Origin of the sequence: Streptomyces zagrosensis (genome assembly GCF_014203645.1) — a bacterium.
Lineage (GTDB): Bacteria > Actinomycetota > Actinomycetes > Streptomycetales > Streptomycetaceae > Streptomyces > Streptomyces zagrosensis.
The window spans coordinates 438,887-462,243 of record NZ_JACHJL010000002.1 but is presented as its reverse complement, the minus strand read 5'-3'; the positions used below and the strand labels follow the sequence as shown (position 1 = coordinate 462,243).

Below are 23,357 nucleotides of genomic sequence, written 5' to 3'. Positions count from 1 at the left end.
CCCCAGCACTTCGCCACACCGGATCTCGTTACCATGCGTGGACGCACAACCGACGACCACTGACGACGACGAGGGACGGGCGAGCGCGTGGCCGAGGCGGCAGAGCTCCAAGGGACGACTTCTGCTCCTGCCCGACGATGGCTACGGCGCGCCGCGGCACTTACGGCCGCCGTGCCGCTCCTCGCGGGTCTGGTGCAGATCTCAGCGCCCCCGAACGCCGATGCTGCCTCCAAGCCCACAGGTTCGCGCACCGTGGACGTGTCGATCGACTCGCTGACGCCCGCGACGCCCACCGGCAACGACACCTTGACCATCAAGGGGACCGTCACCAACAGGGGCCGCTCGGCCATCAGCGTCTCGCATGCCGGACTGCGGATCGGCCCGATGATGGGAGGCCGCAGCGCCATCGACACCGCCGCCACCCGGACCGGCTACGTTTCCGGCATAGACGGGGTGGAGATCGACCGCAAATACGCGGAGAAGATCGGCACGCTGCCCGCCAAGGTGAGCCGCGACTTCAGTATCGCCGTGCCCGTCAAGCAGCTTCCTCTGCACCAGGACGGCGTCTACCAAATCGCCGTATCGTTCACCGGCCAGACAAAGGCCCTGCCCTACCCGCAGACCCTGGGTATCCAGCGGACGTTCCTGCCCTGGCAGACCATTGCGCCCGGCGAGAAGACCAAGCTCAGCTTCCTTTGGCCAGTCATCTCGACCACACAGATCACCGCGCGTACCGACTCCGACAGGCAGCAGACCCCGATCTTCCGCAACGACGACCTGGCCAAGGAACTCGCCCCCGGCGGTCGGTTGCAGCAAATCGTGGCGCTCGGCAAGGACCTGCCCGTCACCTGGGTCCTCGACCCCGACCTGTTGGCCACGGTGGACGCCATGGCCGGCAAGTACGACGTACAAAACGGCGACGACACCACGCCCGGGCGTGGGCAGGCAGTCGCCCGACAGTGGATGGCCGCCCTCGACGATGCGGTAGAGGGCCACAAGGTGGTGGCCCTGCCGTTCGCCGACCCCGACCTGGCCTCACTGGCCCATCGCGGCAAGGTGGTGACCGGCACGTTGAGCCATCTACAGTCGGCCACCCAGTTGGCCACCAACACGGTGGAGTCCATCCTCCAAGTGACGCCCACCACCGACTTCGCCTGGCCCGTAGAGGGCGCGATCGACTCCTCCATCGTGGACGTCGCGACCTCGGCGGGCGCCCATCACATCATCACCCGCAACGACAGCCTCCAGGAGAATCCCGGGCTCACCTACACGCCCACCTCCACCCGACCGATCGGCGGCGGCACCAGCGCCATCGTCGCCGACGCTCGCCTGTCGACCGTCTTCGACGGTGACATGACGCGCGCCGAGAACTCCGCCCTTGCCGTTCAGGAGTTCCTCGCTCAGACGTTGATGATCACGCAGCAGAGGCCGGAGTGGCAGCGCAGCATCGTCGTGGCACCGCCGCGCATGCCCACCGCGAACCAGGCACAGGCCATGGCCACCGCGCTCGGCGGCCTGGAGTCGCAGCGCTGGAGCGAGCCACAGGAGCTGAGCGACGCGGCCAAGGCCAAGCCCGACCCGGCCGCGGCCCGCCAGGTGCCCAAGCGCCGCGACTACCCGTCTTCGCTGCGCAAGCGGGAGCTGCCCACCTCGGCCTTCTCCCAGATACAGGAGACCCAGCACACGCTGGACCGATTCCGAAAGGTCCTTACGTACAAAGAGCGGGTGGTCACGCCGTTCAGCACCGCGATCACGCGGGACATGTCCACCTCCTGGCGCCATGATGCCCGGGGTGCGACGGCCTTCCGTAATGATGTGAGCGGACATCTGCACAACCTCACCGAGCAGGTTGGCATCATCCAAAAGTCGCCTGCCACCCTCTCCGGGCGCAGCGCGACCCTGCCCATCACGGTCAAGAACGATCTGGTGCAAGGCGTCGATGGGCTGCGGCTCGTGCTGATGTCGAAGCAGCCGCTGCGCCTCAAGGTCAGCGACCACCAAGACATCGCGATCGACGGCGGGCACAGCCAGTCCGTGAAGTTCGAGGCGTCGGCCCGCGCCAACGGCCGCACCACGGTCGTCGCCCAGCTGTTCACCAAGGACGGCCAGCCTTACGGCGAGCCCATGACCTTCGAGGTGAACGTCACCTCCATCACCTCGACTGTGATACTGGTCATCGCGGTGGGCGTGCTGCTCCTCATCCTGGCCGGCATTCGGATCTACATCAAGCGCAAGCGGTCGGGTGGCAGCCCCGCTGGGCCCGGCGGCAAGCCCGGTGACCAGGAACCGGATTCGACCCCCGGCGCGCGCCCCGGCGCCGGCGACACCTCCGATTCTCCCTCCGAAGCGGGCTCCCAGGACCCCGTGCAGCCGAGTGACCCAAACCCGGACACCGGATCGCAAAGCACTGGCCCATCCGGCTCAGGTGAGAAAGTGGACCGTTGAGGAATGGTGGGGCCACACGGCCGCGGACAATGAGGTGGGGTAGCGATGAACGCGCCGTACGACGGTGACCGCGACCGTGACGCGGGCGCTGACCCTGCTCATCAGGATTCCGCGTACCAGTCCGGCACCCCCGCGCAGGACCCGCACTACGTCGCCCCCACGTACCAGCAGCCGTCGTATCCGCAGGACCCCTACATCCCCGACCCCTACGCGCAGGCCGCCTACCAACAGGGCTTTTATCAGGAGCCGTACGTCACGGGTTCCTTCCCCGTCTACACCGACGAGGCGTACCAGCAGTACGCGCCGTACGACCAGGCTTCCTACCAACAGGACCCGTACGCCCAGGGCAGCTACGCCCAGGATGGATATGCGCAGGACGGCTACGCCCAGTACCCGTATCCGGCACACGACTCGCGGGCTCAGACAGGCGACGCGCTCTACGACCAGCAGGCGCATCCACCGCCCGGCTCGGCCGACCCGACGCAGCACATGTATCACCAGCCGCCCCCCGAGCAGCAGCAGCCGGACCCCCGCCTGTGGGCGCCCACGCCCGCTCCGGAGCCCGATGGGCCCTCGCGGTACCTGCCCTACGGTGACAGCAGTGCGGACACGCAGTATGTGGGCGTCGATGACCTGATCAGCCAGGGCGCGGACGAGCGTCCGGAGCCCGACGCCTTCGCCCACCTCTTCCGCGACCAACAGCCGTACGAGCCGCAGCAACACCAGCCGCAGGCCCCCGACGCATACGGCCAGTACAACCAGCAGCAGGCCCAGGCGGACTACGCGCAGGGACAGCAACAGCAGCCCCAGCAGGGGGGACACTACCCACAGCAGTACGGCGGGCACGCTCAGTACCAGCAACAGGCCGACTATGACCAGCAGGCTCAACAGCCCCAGCAGTACCAACAAAATCAGTACGGCCAAGGCGCCCAGCAGGGTCAGTACCAGCAGCAGGGCCCCACCCCGCGCACCCACCAGGACCCCCGTGCGCCCCGCCCCTCGCAGGGTCGGCATCACCGGCCGGCGCCCCCTGGGGCGCCCGGCGGGCCGACGAGCCCGACCGCGAAGCCCGGCATCGACGCCACGGTGATGCTCGGGTCTCCGGGGGCGGCGATGGCCGCCCAGCAGCGAGGGCGCGGCAAGGCCGCCAGCCTGTTGCAATCCAGTGCGCTGATGGCCGCGGGCACCATGGTCTCCCGGCTCACCGGTTTCGTTCGACAGATGATGATCGTCGCGGCCCTCGGCGCGGCCACCCTCGGTGACACCTACACCGTGGCCTGGAACCTCCCGGCGATGATCTTCTTCCTCACCGTCGGCGGCGGCCTGAACTCCGTCTTCGTGCCGCAGCTCGTGCGGGCGATGAAGGAAGACAGGGACGGCGGCGTGGCCTACGCCAACCGCCTACTCACCTTGGTGATGGTGACACTCGCGGTCCTTGTCGCACTGGCCGTCTTCGCCGCCCCGCTGCTGATCCAGATCATGTCGCCATCGATCGCGGACGACCCAGCGGCCAACGAGGTGTCCATCACCTTCGCCCGCTACTGTCTGCCGACCATTTTCTTCATGGGCGTGCACGTGGTCATGGGCCAGATTCTGAACGCGCGCGGGAAGTTCGGCGCGATGATGTGGACCCCGGTCCTCAACAACATCGTCATCATCGCGACCCTGGCCATGTTCATCTACGTCTACGGGTCGGCCGGCAATTCCGAGTTCGGCGTCACCACCATCCCGCCGGAGGGCATCCGGCTGCTCGGCGTCGGCACGCTGCTCGGCCTTGTCGTCCAGTCTCTTTCGATGATCCCGTACCTGCGGGACGCGGGCTTCCACTTCCGGCCCCGCTTCGACTGGCGCGGCCACGGCCTGGGCAAGGCCGCCAAGCTCGCCAAGTGGACCGTGCTGTTCGTACTGGCCAACCAGGCCGGTGTGGTCGTCGTCACCGCGCTGGCCACCGGCGCCGGCTCGGCCGCGGCCGACGACGGCTACCCCGGCACCGGCCTCATCGGTTACTCCAGCGCCCAGCTCATCTGGGGCATGCCGCAGGCCATCATCACCGTCTCGGTGATGGCCGCCATGCTGCCCCGGCTCTCCCGGGCCGCCCACGACGGCGACGCGGGCGCGGTGCGCGACGACATGTCCCAAGGGCTACGCACCTCGGCCGTGGCGATCGTCCCGATCTCCTTTTCCTTCGTGGCCCTCGGCATCCCGATGTGCACCCTGCTCTTCGGTTCATCAGGCATCGAATCGGCCCGTTCGATGGGCTACATCCTGATGGCCTTCGGCCTCGGCCTCATCCCGTTCTCCGTGCAGTACGTCGTCCTCCGCGGTTTTTACGCCTACGAGGACACTCGCACGCCCTTCTACAACACCGTCATCGTCGCGGCCATCAATGCCGCCGCGTCCGGCCTGTGTTACGTACTGCTGCCCGCGCGCTGGGCCGTGGTCGGCATGGCCGCGTCCTACGGTCTCGCCTACGCGGTCGGCGTGGGGGTCGCCTGGCGGCGGCTGCGCGACCGGCTGGGAGGCGACCTGGATGGCCGTCACGTAATGCGCACGTATTCGCGCCTCTTCGGCGCCTGCATTCCCGCCGCCGCAGTGGCCGGGGCGGTGGCATACGTCATCACCGGTGCACTCGGCAGCGGATTGGCCGGCTCACTCGGCGCTCTGGTCGGTGGCGGAATCGTCCTTATCGGGATCTTCTACGTCGCCGCAAAGCGCATGCGCATCCAGGAACTGACCACCTTGATCGGAATGGTCCGCGGTCGTCTCGGCCGCTGACCGCAGCACAACCATCGCCCGCCACCGCGTGTCGTGCACAGTGGCGGTCTGTGGGCACAATTGTCGTGGCCGTGGAACAGGCGCAACGGATGGGGAGGCAGGGAACGACGGTGGCGGACCGGAGTACAGCTGCCGTCGACGTGGCCGATAACAGCGGCGAAGAACCGCTGTCCGCCAAGGCGGACAAGGCCACGACCGACGAGGCTAAGGCCCAGCAGAAGGCCAGCAACAACACAGAGACCGCGCGCCCTGCCGAGCAGGACACGAGCGCATCGGCCGATACAGGCGCCCAAGAACTGCACAGTGGTCACAAACTCGCCAGACGCTATCGCCTGGAGGAGTGCGTCACTCGACTGGACGGATTCAGTAGCTGGCGTGCCGTCGATGAGAAATTGCGCCGGGCCGTCGGTGTGCATGTCCTTCCTGCCGACCACCCTCGCGCCCGCCCTGTTCTCGCCGCCGCTCGCTCTGCCGCGCTCCTCGGCGACCCGCGCTTTGTCCAGGTTCTGGATGCCGTCGAGGAAAATGACCTTGTCTACGTCGTCCACGAATGGCTATCCGACGCCACCGAGCTCACCACGGTGCTGGCCACCAGTGCGCTGGAGCCACACGATGCCTTCCAACTCGTCAGTCAGATCTCCCAGGCCATGGCGTCCGCCCATCGCGAGGGGTTGTCCCATCTGCGCCTGACCCCGAACTCCGTTTTGCGAACGGAATCGGGTCAGTACCGCATTCGTGGGTTGGCCGTCATGGCCGCGCTACGTGGCATCACCACCACCGAGCCGCAGCGTACGGACACCGAGGCGATCGGCGCCCTGCTCTACGCCGCGCTCACCCAGCGCTGGCCGTATGAGAGCGATGCCCACGGGCTGGCCGGGCTGCCCAAGGGTGTTGGCCTCATCGCGCCCGACCAGGTGCGCGCCGGGGTGCATCGGGGGCTGTCCGAGCTCGCCATGCGGGCGCTCGTCAATGACGGGGCCACCGCATCCCGTCAGGACCCGCCCTGCACCACGCCGCAGGAGTTGGTGGCTGCCATCGCCGACATGCCGCGGGTCCGCCCCCCTGAGCCCTCCTTCACCGCCACACCGGCCTACCAGCGCACCACCTACCAACAGGGTGCGTACGCCCAGCCGCCGGCCCGAGGCGGTACCGGTGCGGCCCGGATGGCCCCTGTTCCGCCCCCGCCGCCCCCCTTGCAGGGGCGCGCCGGCCGGGCCCTCAAGTGGACCGTCTCCGCGCTGCTGATTGCGGCCATCGGGCTCGGAAGTTGGCAGCTCGCAGACAATCTACTCAAGAAGGAAAGCAAGACAGGGAGCTCGGACAACAACCAGCGCCAGGACGACGAGCGCCCCAAGAAGCATGCCGGCAAGCCGTTGGCGATCGACGACGCCGGCGAATTCTCGCCGCTGGACTCCCCGCTCGCGCCGGAAAAGGTCTCCGCGGCCATCGACAAGGAGCCGGGCACCGCCTGGATCACCAAGCGGTACGAGGGCTACGCCAACTTCGGCAACCTCAAGAACCGGCTGGATGGCAGCGGCATCATCGTCGATCTCGGCAGCGCCAAGAACGTCTCGGGCATCGACGTCGATTTCTACGCCCCTGGGCAGACCGTCGAAGTTCTCGCCGCCGACCCCGCAGCGGCAGACCCCACCGCCCTGGCAGACTTCCCCCACAAGCTCACCACATTGCAGAGGGCCGACGACAAACTGTCGGCAGCCCTCGACAAGCCGGTCCGAACGCGATACGTACTGATCCACATCACCGAGCTGCCCAGCGACGGCACAGCCGACGGATACCGCGGAGGTATCTCGGAGATCAAGATCACGGGCTGACCCGCATCGGGGAGGCAGGCACGAGAGGGGGCTCCCCGTTGCAAGACGCCGCGCACGGCGCCGCGAACGACCGCGAGCTCCTCGCACGCCATGTAGCGGGCGATCCCGACGCGTTCGGTGAGATAGTCAGGCGCCACCGCGACCGCCTGTGGGCGGTCGCGCTGCGTACCCTCGGCGACCGCGAGGAGGCCGCGGACGCCGTCCAGGACGCCTTGGTGTCCGCCTATCGAGCCGCCCACACGTTTCGAGGTCAGTCGGCCGTCACCACGTGGCTGCACCGGATCACGGTGAATGCCTGCCTTGACCGGGCCCGTAAGGCAGCCACCCGCAGGACTTCCCCGACCGACGACACCGAGCGCCTTGAGCAGCTCCTCGAACCCGAGGAATCGGCCGCAGTTCCCGCCGAGCGCCACGACCTCCACCGCGAACTCCTCCAAGCGCTGCGTACGCTCCCCCCCGAACAGCGGGCGGCCCTCGTGCTCGTCGATATGCAGGGCTACCCCGTGGCCGAGGCTGCCGAGGTACTCGGAGTGCCGACCGGCACCGTAAAGAGCCGGTGCGCCCGCGGGCGGGCAAGACTTCTGCCCTTGTTGTCACATCTCCACCCGAAGGAACGGAATAGCCCGGGTTCGAGTGGGGGAAGGAACCGGGCGCAGGGGACATCCGTCTCACCGCCGATAGGACCGAACGACGTAGATCCCGTGAAGGGCGGAGGTGGGCGAGCATGACATCGACGACCGACACGGACGAGCACCCCGAGGTATCGGAAATCTCCGCCCTCGCCGAGGGCGCGCTGCGCCCCGACCGCATGCGTGCCGTGCGTGAGCACCTGGCGGAGTGTCCGCTGTGTGCGGATGTACATACCTCGCTTGAGGAGATCCGCGGACTGCTTGGAACGCTCCCCGGCCCAGCGCGCATGCCCAACGACATCGCGGGCCGCATCGACGCGGCGCTGGCCGCCGAGGCGCTGCTGGACGCCACGGCCGATCGTCATGGCGATGTTGGCGCTAGCGCCGGCGCGAAGATCGATACCCATGCCGGTACCGAGACCGGCGCCGTTTCACGTGAAACAACGCTTGAGCCGGCCGACGTTTCACGTGAAACGGCACCCAGCGGACCCGATCGCCCGCCTGGTCGCGCTCGCTCGACCACCGGCCCTGGCCGACAGGCCCCCGGCGTCCGTGCCACGCGGGGGCGCCGCTGGCGCACCGCGCTCCTCAGCACGGCCTGCGCGGCTGCCGTGCTCGGCGTGGGTACCTTCCTCGTACAGAACGGCCCCGATGAGGGCTCGTCCACGCAGAACTCCACCACGGAGGGTGGTTCGGGGGCCACGACGCTCTCCTCCCGCAGCCTGGAGAGGCAAGTGCGGGCATTGCTGACCGAGACGGATGAGTCCGCCCACAAGGCCCTGCCCTCTCAAGGGGCGGGTGTGCACACCTCTCCCAACAGTCCGATGAGTGATGGCGGCGACGCCATCCCGTCATGCGTCAAGGAAGGCACCAAGCGTCCCGAGACGCCGCTCGCCGCCAAGAGGAATACCTACGACGGCAAGCCCGCCTACCTCGTGGTGTTGCCCCATCCGGGTGATGACACCACGGTGGACGCGTTCGTGGTGAGCGCCGACTGTGTGCGGCAGAGCCCCTCCCCTCCCGGCACCGTGCTGATGCAGCGCAACTACTCACGAGGCTGAGGCTCCCCGACGAGCGCCAGCTCGCGCCGTCATCTGGACACGGACGATGGTCCAGATAACACGGGAATGCCGGGCCCGTAGTATCCGTTGGGTGGGATGGCAGCAGTTTTCCGGGAGCGATCGCCGGTCCGGTTGCCCCCAGTCCGTCGTCGGCAGAGACAAGGAAGACATCCCGTGAGCGACGTCCGCAACGTGATCATCATCGGCTCCGGGCCCGCGGGCTACACCGCCGCGCTCTACACCGCCCGTGCCGCGCTGAAGCCGCTGGTCTTCGAGGGCGCCGTGACCGCCGGGGGTGCGCTGATGAACACCACCGACGTGGAGAACTTCCCCGGCTTCCGCGACGGCATCATGGGTCCGGACCTCATGGACAACATGCGCGCTCAATCCGAGCGCTTCGGTGCGGAGCTGATCCCGGACGACATCGTCGCGGCGGATCTCAGCGGCGAGATCAAGATGGTCACCGACTCCGCCGGTACGGTGCACCGAGCCAAGACCGTGATCATCACCACCGGTTCGCAGCATCGCAAGCTGGGCCTGCCGCGCGAGGACGACCTATCGGGGCGGGGCGTGTCCTGGTGCGCCACCTGTGACGGGTTCTTCTTCAAGGACCATGACATCGCCGTGATCGGCGGTGGCGACACCGCGATGGAAGAGGCCACCTTCCTCTCCCGCTTCGCCAAGTCCGTCACCATCGTGCACCGGCGGGACACCCTGCGCGCCTCCAAGGCCATGCAGGACCGTGCCTTCGCCGACCCGAAGATCTCGTTCATCTGGGACAGCGAGATCGCCGATATCCACGGTGAGAGCAAGCTCTCCGGGCTGACCCTGCGCAACCGCACCACGGGGGAGACGTCGGAGCTGCCGGTGACCGGCCTGTTCATCGCGATCGGGCACGACCCGCGCACCGAGCTGTTCAAGGGCCAGCTTGACCTAGACGACGAGGGCTACCTACAGGTGGAAGCCCCCACCACCCGCACCAAGCTTCCGGGTGTCTTCGCCGCCGGTGACGTTGTGGACCACACCTACCGCCAGGCCATCACCGCCGCCGGTACGGGCTGCTCCGCCGCGCTGGACGCCGAGCGCTTCCTGGCCGGGCTCGCGGACGACGAGCCGCCTGCTGCCGCCGTCTGACGCTTCCTTCTGTTACCTCCGCCCCCGCATTATCGAATCGAGGAAATCGCCGTGGCTGGCACACTCAAGAACGTGACTGACGCCTCCTTCGAAGAGGACGTCATCAACAGCAACAAGCCCGTACTCGTGGACTTCTGGGCCGAGTGGTGTGGCCCGTGCCGCCAGATCGCCCCGTCCCTTGAGGCCATCGCGGCCGAGCACGGCGACAAGATCGAGATCGTCAAGCTGAACATCGATGAGAACCCGGCCGTGGCCGCCAAGTACGGCGTCATGTCGATCCCGACCATGAACGTCTATCAGGGCGGCGAGGTCGTGAAGACCATCGTCGGCGCCAAGCCGAAGGCAGCCATCGAGCGCGATCTCTCCGACTTCCTCGGCTGATCGCACCCACCGCGCTGACGACACCCACCGCCGTCACGCATCACGTTTCACGTGAAACGGGCCCGCTCCCTCCAGGGAGCGGGCCCGTTGGCGTAGCAAGGCGAGTGGTGAGTGCTGTGACCGACACGGTTCGCCGGGCTGACCAGCAGGGGCAGTGGCGGTGCTCATCACGAGGATGTGTCGAGCAGCGGCTGCGTAGGATCTGCCGAATGACGCTCTCTCATGATGTGGTCGGAGACGGCCCTGTACTGGTGCTGTTGCATTCCGGGGTGTGTGATCGGCGGATGTGGGATGCCCAGTGGCCGGCCTTGATCGACGCCGGTTATCGGCTGGTGCGTTGTGATCTTCGAGGCTTCGGTGAGACTCCGCCGCCGGACCGGCCTCACAATGACGCCGAGGATGTGCTGGCCCTCCTGAGCAGTCTTGGCATCGCGCAGGCGGCACTAGTCGGGTCCTCGTACGGCGGACAAGTCGCCTTGGAGATCGCCGCGCGCTGGCCGGATCGAGTGAGCGCCATGGGCTTGCTCTGTTCCGCCCTACCCGGTCACGAGTCCTCTGCCGAACTGAGGGCGCTCGCAGAGCGCGAGGAAGCGCTGATCGAGGCGGGGGACATCGCCGGTGCGACGGAACTGATGGTTGAAACCTGGCTCGGCCCGGACGCCGACGAGACCGCCCGTGAGGCGGTACGTCAGATGCAGCGGCACGCTTTCGAGCTGCAACTGGCCGCCGCTGAGCAGTTCGAGCCCATCAGGGCCGTGGTTGAACTGGCGGCGATTCAAGCGCCCTGCCTCGTCCTGTCGGGAGCGCATGATCTGGCGGACTTTCGACAGATCGCTGCCCGACTACCGCATCTGCTCGCGAAAGCCGACCACAGGGAACTGCCGTGGGCGGGTCACCTTCCCAGCTTGGAGCGGCCATCGGCCGTCACCGATCTACTGATCGACTTCCTCAAGGAGAGAGTCCCTGTCGGTTGAGCCCGCTACAGCGGACGGAGCACCGGTTCCTTCTGCACAGCGCCCAGCAACCGATCGAGAGCCAGTTCCACGTCTTCCTTCCATGAGATGGTGGTCCGCAGTTCCAGCCGAAGGCGCGGATAGCGTGGATGCGGCCGTACGGTCTTAAAGCCCACCGCGAGCAGATGATCGGCGGGCAGCACACACGCCGGCTCCTCCCACCGCGCATCCCCGAAGGCCTCAATGGCCTTCACTCCGCGCCGTATCAGGTCCTTGGCCACGGTCTGCACCATCACCCGCCCCAGCCCCTGACCCTGGTACCCCGGCATCAGCCAGGCCGTCATCAACTGCACGGCATCGGCGGCCACCGGGCTGGTGGGAAAGGCAGTGGAGCGCGGCACATACGCCGGAGGCGCGTACAGCACGAAGCCCACCGGCACCTCATCGACGTAGACCACCCGGCCGCACGAACCCCACTCCAGCAGCACGGCCGAGATCCAGGCCTCCTTCTCGACCTCTGGCCGACCGGCCCGCACCGCGGCTTCGCCACTCACCGGGTCGAGCTCCCAAAAGACACAGGTGCGACAGCGCTTGGGGATGTCGGGGAGATTATCGAGTGTGAGCGGTACGAGCTGACGCCCCATAGAGCTAGTTCCTCGCTTCCCTCATCAGCCGCGGAGTGAGCGGCCGACCGTGCGCTGCGTTTCCTAGCGAGGCTGCCCATCAATCCGGCAACGGCCCCTCAGCCCAGATCTCGCCGCCACCCACCCGATGCGGTTCCTCCTGCGACGCATGGCGGCCCTCCTCGTGGACGCGCCATATCCGCACGCATCGTATCCGCGAGCCGATTTCCCCGGTACCGCTTCAAAAGCAAAGAGCGGGTCGAGTCCCCGTTCGGGGGCTCAACCCGCTCCGGCGAAACCACTACTCAGCGGATGCGCCCTGCGTCGTCGTCTTCTCCGCCACCTACTCGGCCACCTGCTCCGACGTCCGCTCCGGGGTCTGCTCCGCGGTGAGGCTCTGCTCCAGAACCCGACCTTCACCGGGCGCCAGGGAGCCCAGGATGCGCTCCAGATCGTCTATCGAAGCGAACTCAACGACGATCTTTCCCTTCTTTTGGCCCAGATCGACCTTCACCCGCGTCTCGAAGCGATCAGAAAGCCGTGCGGCCAGATCCGTCAACGCGGGCGACACCCGGGCGCCGGCACGGGGGCCCTTGGTCTTCGGCGTGCTGTTCGGTCGCGACCCCAGCAGGGTCACGATCTCCTCCACCGCACGAACCGAAAGCCCCTCCGCAACGATGCGCTGCGCCAGCCGGTCCTGCTCTAGCGAGTCATCGATCGACAACAGTGCCCGTGCATGTCCTGCCGACAGCACCCCGGCCGCCACCCGCCGCTGCACCGACGGCGGCAGCCGTAGCAACCGCAGCGTATTGGAGACCTGGGGACGAGAGCGCCCGATCCGGTCGGCCAGCTCATCGTGCGTACAGCTGAAGTCCTTCAGCAACTGATCGTACGCAGCGGCCTCTTCGAGCGGATTGAGCTGAGCACGGTGCAGGTTCTCCAGCAACGCGTCCAGCAGCAGCTTCTCGTCGTCGGTCGCCCGAACGATCGACGGAATCTTCTCCAGACCCGCCTCCCGACAGGCCCGCCAACGCCGCTCACCCATGATGAGCTCGTAGCGCTCCGCGGCCAACTGCCGGACCACGACCGGCTGAAGGAGGCCAACCTCCTGGATGGAGGTCACCAACTCCGCGAGGGCATCCTCATCGAATGCCTCGCGCGGCTGCCGCGGGTTGGGCGTGATGAAGTCGAGCGGCAACTCGGCGAAGTGGGCGCCCAATCCGTCATCCACCACGCCAGTCGGAGCAGCCTCCGCGATAGGTGCGGGTTCCGTTTCACGTGAAACGCTCTCCACAACGGTTGCCTCTTCCTGGAGGCGATCGCTGGGAGGCGTAGTCGTCGCCTTGGCCGCCGCGATGCCTCGCTCGGGCGTCAGCACGGGGACCGCCGTAGGTGAGGCTGCGCCCACACTTACCGTGGGCGTCGGGCTATCCACGCCCTTGGGTGCGGCAGGAATCAGAGCACCGAGCCCTCGGCCTAGCCCTCTCCGTCGCTCAGTCACTGCGTCCCCTCCGACATGGTGTGCTGGTCAAGCTGTGAATTCTCGCGCGGCACCGCGCGCGCGTGCTGCCCGTCGTAGTAGACACCAGCTCCGCGCAGCGCAACCTCCCGGGCGGCCTCAAGGTAGGACAGCGCCCCGCTCGAACCGGGATCGTAGGTAAGGACCGTCTGCCCATAACTCGGGGCTTCAGAAATCCGCACCGACCGGGGGATGCTGGTCCGCAGCACCTCGTTCCCGAAGTGGCTGCGGACCTCGTCGGCCACCTGAGAGGCCAGCCGCGTCCGGCCGTCGTACATGGTCAGCAAGATCGTCGAGACATGGAGCTTGCGGTTCAGATGACCCCGCACCAACTCGACGTTACGCAGCAACTGCCCCAGGCCCTCCAGCGCGTAATACTCACACTGGATGGGGATGAGCACTTCTACGCCCGCCACCAATGCGTTCACGGTCAACAGGCCGAGTGAGGGTGGGCAGTCGATGAGAATGTAGTCAAGCGGCTGCTCGTACGCCTGGATGGCGCGGTCCAGCCTGCTTTCCCTGGCCACCAACGAGACCAGTTCGATCTCGGCACCAGCCAGATCGATGGTGGCAGGGGCACAGAACAGCCCCTCCACATCCGGGACCGGCTGCACGACGTCGGACAACGGCCGGCTGTCCACCAGAACGTCGTAGATGGAGGGGACGTCGGAATGGTGATCGATACCGAGCGCCGTGGAGGCGTTGCCCTGCGGGTCCAGGTCAACCACCAGTACCCGGGCGCCATGCAGGGCAAGGGAGGCCGCCAGATTCACGGTCGTGGTGGTCTTACCGACGCCGCCCTTCTGGTTGGCGACAACCATCACTCGGGTCTGCCGCGGACGGGGTAGACCCTCACCCGCGCGCCCCAGCGCCGCTACGGCAACCTGAGCCGCGCGGCCGATGGGGGCGGAGGCATCCCGCTCGTACATGGGAGAAGCATCCATCGGAGGCGGCGTTTCACGTGAAACATCCTCCGATGTTGGCGGCCCCGTGGGCGCGCCCGGGGAGGGCTCAGCGGTACGGGGGCCGGGGACCGGTTCGGTCATCGGTCCCGCGATGTTGGCGTCGGACCGCAAGGCTTCACTCTCCTCGACATCAGGCTCGCAATGAACAGAGCCTGCCATGCTTTCGGGGTTGCGAACCAGCGAGGCCCGTTCTCCTGTGGATAAATCGGCCTTCTTACGAGGTTGAGGGTCGCGTGGCGCGGCAGCCGCACGGCCGCGGCTGATGATTCCATGCAGCAGGGAGCGACGTTTCACGTGAAACACGATGCACGGACGCGCCCGTCAGACCGCCCCGACACTCCGGCATGCGTACGTTTGCCAGCTTGTAGGAGCACTGCCCCTTCAGAAGTCGCATCTGGTGCTTCTAAGAACAGCCTTGTACGGCCCCTGGCGCTTCAGCGACTTCCCACCCCTTGCGCCGGTCTCACCGGCGACGACGCGGCCCCTTACGAGCCGCCTTGGCCCGCTTCGCCGCGAACCGCACACCGCCTGGGCTCTCGCCCACCTCCGCACGCACCACGGTGGACAGCGGATCGACGATGCCCTCACCGACATGCAGCACCGAGCTGGCGACCACGCCCAGCTTGCTCAGCGCGGCCCGGGCGCTCTTCAGCTCCTCCACCGCCGTATCGCCCTTGAGTGCCAGCATCTCCCCGTACGGGCGAAGCAGCGGTACCCCCCAGCCGGCCAACCGTTCCAGTGGGGCCACCGCGCGGGCCGTCACCACATGCACCGGCTGGAGCTCGCCCAACACCTCTTCGGCCCGACCACGCACCACCGTCACATGATCAAGGCCGAGCAGTTCCACGACCTCCTGAAGGAAGTTCGTCCGTCGCAGCAACGGCTCCAGCAAGGTGATTCGCAGGTCCGGACGGGTGAGCGCGAGGGGAATGCCCGGCAGTCCGGCCCCTGAGCCCACATCACACACCGTGACCCCCTCGGCCACCGCCTCCGAGAGCACGGCGCAGTTCAGCAGGTGCCGCTCCCATAGCCTCGGTACCTCGCGTGGCCCGATCAGGCCGCGGGTCACACCCACATCGGCCAACAGCTCGGCGTACCGCACAGCGTCTGGAAACCGGTCACCGAACACCTCCCGCGCCGTCTCCGGCGCTGGGGGAAGTTCTTCCGTTGCCTCCGTCACGAGGGACCGTCCTTCCTCTCGACCTGCTGTTGCCGTTGCTGACATGCACCGGCCCCGCCTGCGCACAGACGGGGCCGGACGTACTTGTCTCCCTCGGGCTCGGCCCGGGGCGGACTCACCGGATCATGCGGGAAGCACGACCACCCGGCGCTCGGGCTCCTCACCCTCAGACTCGCTCCGCAGACCGGCCGCCGCCACCGCGTCATGCACCACCTTGCGCTCGAAGGGCGTCATCGGCTCCAGCTTCACGGGCTGGCCGCTGTCCTTGGCCTCCTCAGCGGCCTTACCGCCCAGCTCGGACAGCTCGGTGCGCTTGCGGGCCCGAAAGCCCGCGACGTCCAGCATCAGCCTGCTGCGGTCGCCGGTCTCTCGGTGCACCGCGAGCCGGGTCAGCTCCTGGAGCGCCTCCAGCACCTCGCCGTCGCGACCGACCAGCTTTTGCAGGTCACGGCTGGTCGAGTCGCTAATGATGGACACCGCGGCGCGATCCGCCTCAACGTCCATGTCGATATCGCCGTCGAGGTCAGCGATGTCCAGCAGACCCTCAAGGTAGTCGGCCGCGATCTCGCCCTCCTGCTCCAGGCGGGACAAGGTATCGACACCCTCGGCCGGGGTGGTGCCTTCCGTCACGGATGGACTCCTTCGTTACTTCTTGGATGGGTGCTTGGGGCCGCGCTGGCCCTTGCGCTGCCCGGGCTTGGCGTTACGCGAGGAACCGGAGGCGGAACTGCCGGCCGACTGACCGGGCTGCGCCCCCTTCTTCCCCTTCTCCAACGAAGGCTTGCGATCTTCCGCCCCCGACTTCGCCGGGGAATCCTTCGTGACATCGGACTGCGCCGTAGCCCGTGAGCGGCCCTGCCCCCGGCCCCTCTTCGACCCGCTGGGCTGAGACGCCGCGGCTGGCTGCGACGTGGTCCCCGAGGGGGACTTGGCGCCACCCTGCGCGGGCTTCGGGGTTGTCGGCGCGGGCTTCGAAGCGCCCTGCACCGCGCTGGTCTGGCGCCGCGACTTCGTCTGCCGCTTGGGCTGCTGCCGGTTCGCCCGAGCCGTCTCGACGGCCTCTCGCGCCTCGACGACCTCCGGGTCGTCCTTCAGCTTGCCCTTGGCCCGCAGCCGCTCCTGGCGGTGGGTGAAGGCGATGCTGCCCGGGGTGGGGTTGCGGCGGATGATGAACATCTGCTGAGCCATGGTCCACACGTTGGTCGTCAGCCAGTAGACCAGCACACCGACGGGGAAGTTGATACCGAAGATGGCGAACATCAGCGGGAAGATGTACATGAGCATCTTCTGCTGCTGCATGAACGGCGTCTTCACCGTCAGGTCAACGTTCTTCGTCATCAACTGGCGCTGAGTGAAGAACTGCGACGCCGACATCAGGATGATCATCGTGATCGTGACGACCCGGACGTCGGTCAGCGAGGCACCGAAGCCCTCGATCTTGGACGCGCTGCTCATGAACTTCACGGACAGCGGGGCGCCGAAGATGTGCGCCTCACGGGCGCTGTTCAGCAACTCCTGGTCGATCGACCCGACCGTGTGGTTGTTCGCGATCTTGTTGAGCACCTGGTAGAGCGCGATGAAGAACGGTGACTGCGCCAGGATTGGCAGGCAGCTGGAGAGCGGGTTGGTGCCCGTCTCCTTGTAGAGCTTCATCATCTCTTCGGACTGGCGCTGCTTATCGCTCTTGTAGCGTTCCTGGATGGCCTTCATCCGAGGCTGTAGCGCCTGCATATTCCGCGTCGCCTTGATCTGCTTCACGAAGAGCGGGATCAGGCAGATGCGGATGAGCACCACCAGCGAGACGATCGACAGACCCCAAGCCCAGCCGCTGTTCTTGTCGAAGACGAGGCTGTACAGCGAGTGGAACTGGACGATGATCCAGGAAACTACGGCATAGAGAGGACCGAGGATCGTGTCCACGAATCAGGCTCCTTGGGCGTTGGGCTGAGACTCAGGCTGCGCGGCGGGCTCGGCGCCAGCGGAAGGTCCACGAAGACGGCTTCGCAGCCACTGATGCCATACCGGGTGCTTTCGGGCGGGTACGTAATCAACGCCACCGTGCGACCACGGATTACAGCGCAGAATGCGCCAGGCCGTCAGCGCCGTGCCTTTCACCGCGCCGTGCACATCGATGGCCGTGTGGCCATAGTGCGAGCACGACGGGTAGAACTTGCAGACCGGCCCAAGCATCGGGCTGATGGTCCACTGGTAGAGCTTGATCAACCACAGCAGCGGGTACTTCATCGCGGCACCCTCCCCTTGGTTTCTCCCCCGCACTTCACCGAGGGGGTCTCAGGGGAGGCCCCGCCCAGCAGCCGCCGTATCGCGGTGTCGAGGTCGTGGGCCAGTTGTTCATGGCCCGCCTCGCCCGCGCTGGGCAGCGCCCGTACGACTACCAGGCTACCGGGGGGAAAGCGGTCGAGCCGGTCACGCACAAGATGGCGCAACCGCCGCTTCACCAGGTTTCGCGTGACGGCGTTGCCGACCGCTTTGCTGACGACGAAACCCGCACGCACCGGGGGAGCGATCTCCCCAGGTGGGTGCGGGTCCGATGTACCGCTTCGAAGGTGCACGACAAGGAGCGGGCGCCCGGCCCTGCGTCCTCGGCGTACCGCGGTCGCAAAGTCCTCGCGCCGCCTCAGCCGATGCTCGGTAGGCAGCACGTCATGACCTGCGGGTTAGGCGGACAGGCGGGTGCGACCCTTGCCACGGCGGGTCGCGAGAATCGCGCGGCCGGCACGGGTGCGCATGCGCAGCCGGAAGCCGTGGGTCTTCGCGCGGCGGCGGTTGTTCGGCTGGAAGGTGCGCTTGCTCACTCGGGGGCTCCAGAAATAAATCGTGTGATGGCGGGACATCGCCTGGCTGTCACCGTGCGCCCACGAAAAGCTCGTATACGCCCGATTGCACCGCTTTTTCACCACGGATCGTGGATGTATGCCCATCGGAGGCAGGCGGCAGCAGCCATCGACAACTCGACCTGGTCACGGTACGCGTGGCTACGCCATCCGGTCAAACCAGCATGGGTGCAGCGGTCCACCGCCACCGTATACCGGGGCGCCAGAACACGGAGCGACGCCGCATGGCACATTTGTACACACCCTGTGGACAACGACTTGAACCGCGCGCGTCGGCCTGACTACCTTGGCGGAACTTCGGTTCCTTCCCTCCCGTCCAAAGATCCGCGCATTCCTGGGACCCGTCGTCGTCCCCTTCCGAGTGAGCGAGAGAGCGTGCCCTGTGGCTGATGTACCTGCCGATCTTGCCGCAGTGTGGCCACGTGTACTGGAGCAACTACGCGGTGAAGGCAGAGATCAAGGCGTCGAGGCCAAGGACGAGCACTGGATCAACCGCTGCCAGCCGCTGGCGCTCGTCGCTGACACCGCGCTGCTCGCGGTGCCCAACGAGTTCGCCAAGGGCGTACTGGAGGGCCGGCTCGCGCCGCTGATCAGCGAGGCGCTCAGCCGCGAATGCGGCCGTCCCATCCGCATCGCGATCACCGTGGACTCTCAGAGCGAGCCCAGCGGACCGCAATCCCAGGGCCCCCCTCAGCAGCACCAGTCACCGCCGCATCAGCCGCATGCCCAGCAATCCCGCTATGGCGACGCTCCGCGCGAGAGTTATGAGGCTCGGGACGGGGGTTATGACGCACGCGATGGCCGTGACACCTATGACGGACGCGACGCGCGAAGCGGGCGTGATGCGCGTGAGAGTCGCGATGTCTACGAGCCGTACGACGGCAGGGACACCTACGACAAGCGGGAGCCCTACGACGGACGCGAGACGTACGACGGGCGCGAGTCCCGCGACACCTATGACGGACGCGATGCGCGCGAAAGTCGCGATGGCTATGACGGGCGCGACGCCTACGGCCGCCCCGGCGATGACCTGCCCAACGCCCGCCCGGCCTACCCCGACTACGCCCAGCCGCGCCCTGAGCCCGGGTCCTGGCCGCGGCCGGGCGGCGCCGCGCCGCCCGATGCGCGCGGCGACTACAACTGGCAGCAGCCGCGGCTCGGCGGCTTCCCCGACACCGACCCGTACGCCCAGCGCGGGCAACATCCGCAGCACGGCCCCCCCGCGCACGGCGGCCCCCTCTACGATCCACAGCGCCGCGACCCCGCCTCCTCCGCCCTGCCCCGCTCCGGGCAGGGGCCCGGCGGGCCGCCCACGCCGACCGGCGCGCCGGGGCCGCTGGCCGCACAGCCCGCGCCCGCGCCGGGCCCTGGTGAGCCGACCGCGCGGCTGAATCCGAAGTACCTCTTTGACACCTTCGTCATCGGCGCGTCCAACCGTTTCGCGCACGCCGCTGCGGTGGCCGTGGCGGAGGCACCGGCCAAGGCGTACAACCCGCTGTTCATCTACGGCGAGTCCGGGCTCGGCAAGACGCACCTCTTGCACGCGATCGGGCATTACGCGCGCAGCCTGTATCCGGGGACACGGGTGCGGTACGTGAGCTCGGAGGAGTTCACCAACGAGTTCATCAACTCCATCCGCGACGGCAAGGCGGACGCGTTCCGCAGGCGATACCGCGATATGGACATCCTGCTCGTGGACGACATCCAGTTTCTGGCGAGCAAGGAGTCCACGCAGGAGGAGTTCTTCCACACCTTCAACACGCTGCACAACGCCAACAAGCAGATCGTGCTGTCCTCGGACCGGCCGCCCAAGCAGTTGGTGACCCTGGAGGACCGGCTGCGCAACCGCTTCGAGTGGGGCCTGATCACCGATGTGCAGCCGCCCGAGTTGGAGACGCGGATTGCGATCCTGCGCAAGAAGGCGGTGCAGGAACAGCTCAACGCCCCGCCCGAGGTGCTGGAGTTCATCGCTTCCCGGATCTCGCGCAACATCCGCGAGTTGGAGGGCGCGCTGATCCGGGTGACGGCGTTCGCCAGCCTCAACCGGCAGCCGGTGGACCTGGGGCTGACCGAGATCGTGCTGAAGGACCTGATCCCCGGCGGCGAGGACGCAGCCCCGGAGATCACGGCCACCGCCATCATGGCCGCGACCGCCGACTACTTCGGCCACACCGTCGATGACCTGTGCGGCGCCTCCCGCAGCCGGGTACTGGTGACGGCGCGGCAGATCGCCATGTATCTGTGCCGGGAGCTGACGGATCTGTCGCTGCCGAAGATCGGCGCGCAGTTCGGCGGCAGGGACCATACGACGGTGATGCACGCCGATCGCAAGATCCGGGCGCTGATGGCCGAGCGTCGTTCCATCTACAACCAGGTGACCGAACTGACGAACCGGATCAAGAACGGCTGACGGGCCGTCCACCGGTGGTGACCGGCAACCTGTACTGGCCGGGGCTGGCCCGAGCCGGCAGGCGGGGGGCCTCAACACGCCCCTGCACGGCCGTACTTCACCTTCGCTGCCGCCTCGGTGGCCAAGCCCTGCCTTCGTGCGCCCGCCCGCGAGTCCGCATCGCAGACCGGTTCACGGCCTGGCTGGGTGACCGGTGCGCAGGCCGCTGGGCGCGGCTTTGGGGTGCGTGGCCGGCTCCGTTCCGTACGCCTGCGCCGGCTCTCCCGCTTCCCGCTTCCCTCCCGCGATGTGCGTACGGCGGGCTCTCCTCCCCTCTGTCCTTGCGCCTACGCGCTTCTCACAACGCCTCTGGGACGGCTCCGCAGGCGCCTTCTCGCGTTCACCGATCGGCTCCAAACGCGTCGTGGAACAGCCATAGGGCGGCCATGAGGCGGCCACGGCACGGTCATCGGGCGGGGAAGGTGTTCGATTACCAGCCGGGACACGGGTGTTGTCCACAGATGTGCCAACTATTTTGTGTCCACAGCCTGGGGACACGCGGACTGTCCCGAAAGTATCCACAGGTAACCCCAGCGAAGGAAGATCAGCCCAGCTCAGCAGCGTGTGGATTTGTGGCAAACCTTTATCCACAGGGTGTGGATAAAAAATCATCCACAGGGCGGACGAGACGCTTGTCCACTGGCTACCCACAGCTCGCCGGCTCTTGTGCACAGCTTTTCCATGCTTCTCCACACCGTTGTCCACTGTTCGGCAACACGACACCCTCTCTCACCGCTCCGAGTGAAAGGCGTCACACTGAGGTGCCGGGTTGGGCTGTGGGGAACCGGGGTAAATCTGGGGACGCAGCTGGGGAGAAGTAGGCCTTCCCTGTGTACCGGGTGTGCAGAACTTTCGGTGGTCCACAGCAACCCCTAGTTATCCACCGCCGTCGCCCACAGGGTCGGTGGATAAAAAACGCGGCTTGACCTGCGAAAAGGGAGTTATCCACCGTTTCCACAGGCCCTACTACTACGACTACACAGTGAGAGCGAGAAGTTCGTTTGGAAGTGGGGCCTGTGCACAACTCGCCTCCGGACCGCTCAACCGCTCTCGCACCGACTTGACCCCAGCGCGCATCCACTGTCGGTGGCGTACGTCAGACTGGTCACCGGCAAGCAGCCGACGACGAAGGCCAGCAGGGCGAGTCAGCAACAGCAGGAGGCGGTTCCGGTGAAGATCCGGGTGGAGCGCGATGTACTCGCGGAGGCAGTGGCCTGGACGGCTCGTAGCCTCCCGGCCCGTCCGCCAGTGCCCGTCCTCGCGGGCCTGCTGCTGAAGGCGGAGGAGGGCGTGCTCAGCCTCTCCGGCTTCGACTACGAGGTCTCGGCCCGCGTCTCGGTCGATGCGGACGTCGAGGAAGACGGCACCGTCCTGGTTTCGGGCCGGCTGCTGGCCGACATCTGTCGCTCTCTGCCGGGCCGACCGGTGGAGATTTCCACAGAAGGTGTACGAGTGACCGTGGTGTGTGGCTCCTCACGGTTCACCCTGCACACCCTGCCGGTGGAGGAGTATCCGGCGCTGCCGCAGATGCCCACAGCCACCGGCACCGTGCCCGGTGAGGTCTTCGCCGCTGCCGCTGCCCAGGTGGCCATCGCTGCGGGCCGTGACGACACGCTGCCGGTCCTGACCGGTGTGCGCATCGAGATCGAGGGCGATCACGTCACCCTCGCCTCCACCGACCGCTACCGCTTCGCGGTCCGCGAGTTCCTGTGGAAGCCGGAGGTGCCCGATATCTCCGCTGTCGCGCTGGTCCCCGCCAAGACGCTTCTCGACACGGCCAAGTCGCTGACCAGTGGCGACACCGTCAGCATCGCGCTGGCCGGATCGGGCTCAGGCGAGGGCCTGATCGGCTTCGAGGGTGCGGGACGCAGGACGACGACCCGGCTGCTCGAAGGTGACCTGCCGAAGTACCGGACGCTGTTCCCGACCGAGTTCAACTCGATCGCGGTCATCGAGACGCCGCCCTTCGTGGAGGCCGTCAAGCGGGTGGCCCTGGTCGCCGAGCGAAACACTCCGGTGCGGCTCAGCTTCGAGCAGGGTGTGCTGATCCTGGAAGCCGGCTCCAGCGACGATGCACAGGCTGTGGAGCGCGTGGACGCGCAGCTTGACGGCGACGACATCTCGATCGCCTTCAACCCGACGTTCCTGCTGGACGGGCTCAGCGCGATCGACTCGCCAGTGGCCCAGCTTTCGTTCACCACCTCCACCAAGCCCGCTCTGTTGAGCGGGAGGCCGGCCGTGGACGCGGAGGCGGACGACGCATACAAGTACCTGATCATGCCGGTGCGCCTGTCGGGCTGAGCCCTTTGAAGCCCCTGTGGCCCTGGCTCTCGGCTGATCTTCGGGGGCTGGCGCTGGCCTCGGGGGCTCAACCCGGTTGGGCGGTAGACACCCCGTGAGCGGCCGGGGACGCGGTGGCTGAGCGTGACCATGGCAGTGGGACTTTCCGCGTGGCGAATGGTGTGATCCAGGCGTAAACGGACACTCCGTATGAGCGGCGGAGCCCACAGCCGTGCACGCGGGGTCGGGCGTAGGCTCGGCAGCGTTACCCAACGC

The 23,357-nt window shown here is 67.2% G+C and carries 19 protein-coding genes; 10 read left to right on the top strand and 9 right to left on the bottom strand.

Annotation, left to right across the window (positions count from 1 at the left end; all coding sequences use genetic code 11):
- Window positions 1–87 precede the first annotated feature (87 nt).
- The 8 genes from FHS42_RS05565 (at window position 88) to FHS42_RS05530 (ending at window position 11,231) form a co-directional block, all read left to right on the top strand.
- Window positions 88–2,445, top strand: a complete 2,358-nt coding sequence (locus FHS42_RS05565; protein ID WP_184569381.1) for a DUF6049 family protein — start codon at window positions 88–90, stop codon at window positions 2,443–2,445.
- Between the two features lie 45 nt (window positions 2,446–2,490).
- Window positions 2,491–5,220: a murein biosynthesis integral membrane protein MurJ gene (gene murJ / locus FHS42_RS05560; RefSeq protein ID WP_184569380.1), complete on the top strand. Its 2,730-nt coding sequence runs from the start codon at window positions 2,491–2,493 to the stop codon at window positions 5,218–5,220.
- A 110-nt stretch (window positions 5,221–5,330) separates the two neighbouring features.
- Window positions 5,331–7,052, top strand: coding sequence for a protein kinase family protein (locus FHS42_RS05555; RefSeq protein ID WP_184569379.1), 1,722 nt, complete (start codon window positions 5,331–5,333; stop codon window positions 7,050–7,052).
- 38 nt (window positions 7,053–7,090) lie between these two features.
- Window positions 7,091–7,780: an RNA polymerase sigma factor SigM gene (sigM, locus tag FHS42_RS05550; protein ID WP_184569378.1), complete on the top strand. Its 690-nt coding sequence runs from the start codon at window positions 7,091–7,093 to the stop codon at window positions 7,778–7,780.
- On the top strand, window positions 7,777–8,742 hold the full coding sequence (locus FHS42_RS05545) for an anti-sigma factor family protein (RefSeq protein ID WP_184569377.1): 966 nt from the start codon (window positions 7,777–7,779) through the stop codon (window positions 8,740–8,742). Before sigM ends, FHS42_RS05545 begins: the two co-directional genes overlap by 4 nt.
- A gap of 174 nt (window positions 8,743–8,916) precedes the next feature.
- Window positions 8,917–9,876, top strand: a complete 960-nt coding sequence (gene trxB, locus FHS42_RS05540; RefSeq protein WP_184569376.1) for a thioredoxin-disulfide reductase — start codon at window positions 8,917–8,919, stop codon at window positions 9,874–9,876.
- A 51-nt stretch (window positions 9,877–9,927) separates the two neighbouring features.
- On the top strand, window positions 9,928–10,257 hold the full coding sequence (gene trxA / locus FHS42_RS05535; RefSeq protein ID WP_184569375.1) for a thioredoxin: 330 nt from the start codon (window positions 9,928–9,930) through the stop codon (window positions 10,255–10,257).
- Window positions 10,258–10,466: 209 nt separating this feature from the next.
- Window positions 10,467–11,231 (top strand): alpha/beta fold hydrolase, encoded by a 765-nt coding sequence (locus FHS42_RS05530; RefSeq protein WP_184569374.1) that lies wholly within the window; start codon window positions 10,467–10,469, stop codon window positions 11,229–11,231.
- Between the two features lie 5 nt (window positions 11,232–11,236).
- On the opposite strand, the gene FHS42_RS05525 is transcribed toward FHS42_RS05530, so the two are convergent.
- The 9 genes from FHS42_RS05525 to rpmH form a co-directional block, all read right to left on the bottom strand.
- Window positions 11,237–11,854 (bottom strand): GNAT family N-acetyltransferase, encoded by a 618-nt coding sequence (locus FHS42_RS05525; RefSeq protein WP_184569373.1) that lies wholly within the window; start codon window positions 11,852–11,854, stop codon window positions 11,237–11,239.
- 322 nt (window positions 11,855–12,176) lie between these two features.
- Window positions 12,177–13,334: a ParB/RepB/Spo0J family partition protein gene (locus tag FHS42_RS05520; protein ID WP_184569372.1), complete on the bottom strand. Its 1,158-nt coding sequence runs from the start codon at window positions 13,332–13,334 to the stop codon at window positions 12,177–12,179.
- On the bottom strand, window positions 13,331–14,476 hold the full coding sequence (locus FHS42_RS05515) for a ParA family protein (RefSeq protein ID WP_184569371.1): 1,146 nt from the start codon (window positions 14,474–14,476) through the stop codon (window positions 13,331–13,333). Before FHS42_RS05515 ends, FHS42_RS05520 begins: the two co-directional genes overlap by 4 nt.
- Before the next feature lie 304 nt (window positions 14,477–14,780).
- The gene (gene rsmG, locus FHS42_RS05510; protein ID WP_184569370.1) at window positions 14,781–15,497 is read right to left on the bottom strand and encodes a 16S rRNA (guanine(527)-N(7))-methyltransferase RsmG; all 717 of its coding nucleotides are present in this window, start codon (window positions 15,495–15,497) and stop codon (window positions 14,781–14,783) included.
- Between the two features lie 123 nt (window positions 15,498–15,620).
- On the bottom strand, window positions 15,621–16,127 hold the full coding sequence (locus FHS42_RS05505; protein ID WP_184569369.1) for a Jag family protein: 507 nt from the start codon (window positions 16,125–16,127) through the stop codon (window positions 15,621–15,623).
- A 15-nt stretch (window positions 16,128–16,142) separates the two neighbouring features.
- Window positions 16,143–17,417: a membrane protein insertase YidC gene (yidC, locus tag FHS42_RS05500; protein WP_184569368.1), complete on the bottom strand. Its 1,275-nt coding sequence runs from the start codon at window positions 17,415–17,417 to the stop codon at window positions 16,143–16,145.
- Window positions 17,418–17,420: 3 nt separating this feature from the next.
- Window positions 17,421–17,741 (bottom strand): membrane protein insertion efficiency factor YidD, encoded by a 321-nt coding sequence (gene yidD, locus FHS42_RS05495; protein WP_184569367.1) that lies wholly within the window; start codon window positions 17,739–17,741, stop codon window positions 17,421–17,423.
- A complete protein-coding gene (gene rnpA / locus FHS42_RS05490; RefSeq protein WP_184569366.1) occupies window positions 17,738–18,160 on the bottom strand; it encodes a ribonuclease P protein component in 423 nt (140 codons plus the stop codon). Before rnpA ends, yidD begins: the two co-directional genes overlap by 4 nt.
- Window positions 18,161–18,175: 15 nt before the next feature.
- Window positions 18,176–18,313, bottom strand: a complete 138-nt coding sequence (rpmH, locus tag FHS42_RS05485) for a 50S ribosomal protein L34 (protein WP_078606731.1) — start codon at window positions 18,311–18,313, stop codon at window positions 18,176–18,178.
- A gap of 421 nt (window positions 18,314–18,734) precedes the next feature.
- Between rpmH and dnaA the strand changes: the two genes are divergently transcribed.
- A complete protein-coding gene (gene dnaA, locus FHS42_RS05480; RefSeq protein ID WP_184569365.1) occupies window positions 18,735–20,762 on the top strand; it encodes a chromosomal replication initiator protein DnaA in 2,028 nt (675 codons plus the stop codon).
- Between the two features lie 1,209 nt (window positions 20,763–21,971).
- Window positions 21,972–23,102 carry a DNA polymerase III subunit beta gene (gene dnaN / locus FHS42_RS05475; protein WP_184569776.1) on the top strand — a complete coding sequence of 377 codons (1,131 nt, stop codon included), beginning with the start codon at window positions 21,972–21,974 and terminating at the stop codon, window positions 23,100–23,102.
- Window positions 23,103–23,357: the final 255 nt, after the last annotated feature.

Bases quoted from the DNA above. Each gene is read 5' to 3' on its own strand.
- murJ (WP_184569380.1), top strand. From the start codon at position 2,491: ATGAACGCGCCGTACGACGGTGACCGCGACCGTGACGCGGGCGCTGAC.
- FHS42_RS05545 (WP_184569377.1), top strand. From the start codon at position 7,777: ATGACATCGACGACCGACACGGACGAGCACCCCGAGGTATCGGAAATC.
- FHS42_RS05530 (WP_184569374.1), top strand. From the start codon at position 10,467: ATGACGCTCTCTCATGATGTGGTCGGAGACGGCCCTGTACTGGTGCTG.
- FHS42_RS05525 (WP_184569373.1), bottom strand. From the start codon at position 11,854: ATGGGGCGTCAGCTCGTACCGCTCACACTCGATAATCTCCCCGACATC.
- FHS42_RS05515 (WP_184569371.1), bottom strand. From the start codon at position 14,476: ATGGCAGGCTCTGTTCATTGCGAGCCTGATGTCGAGGAGAGTGAAGCC.
- yidD (WP_184569367.1), bottom strand. From the start codon at position 17,741: ATGAAGTACCCGCTGCTGTGGTTGATCAAGCTCTACCAGTGGACCATC.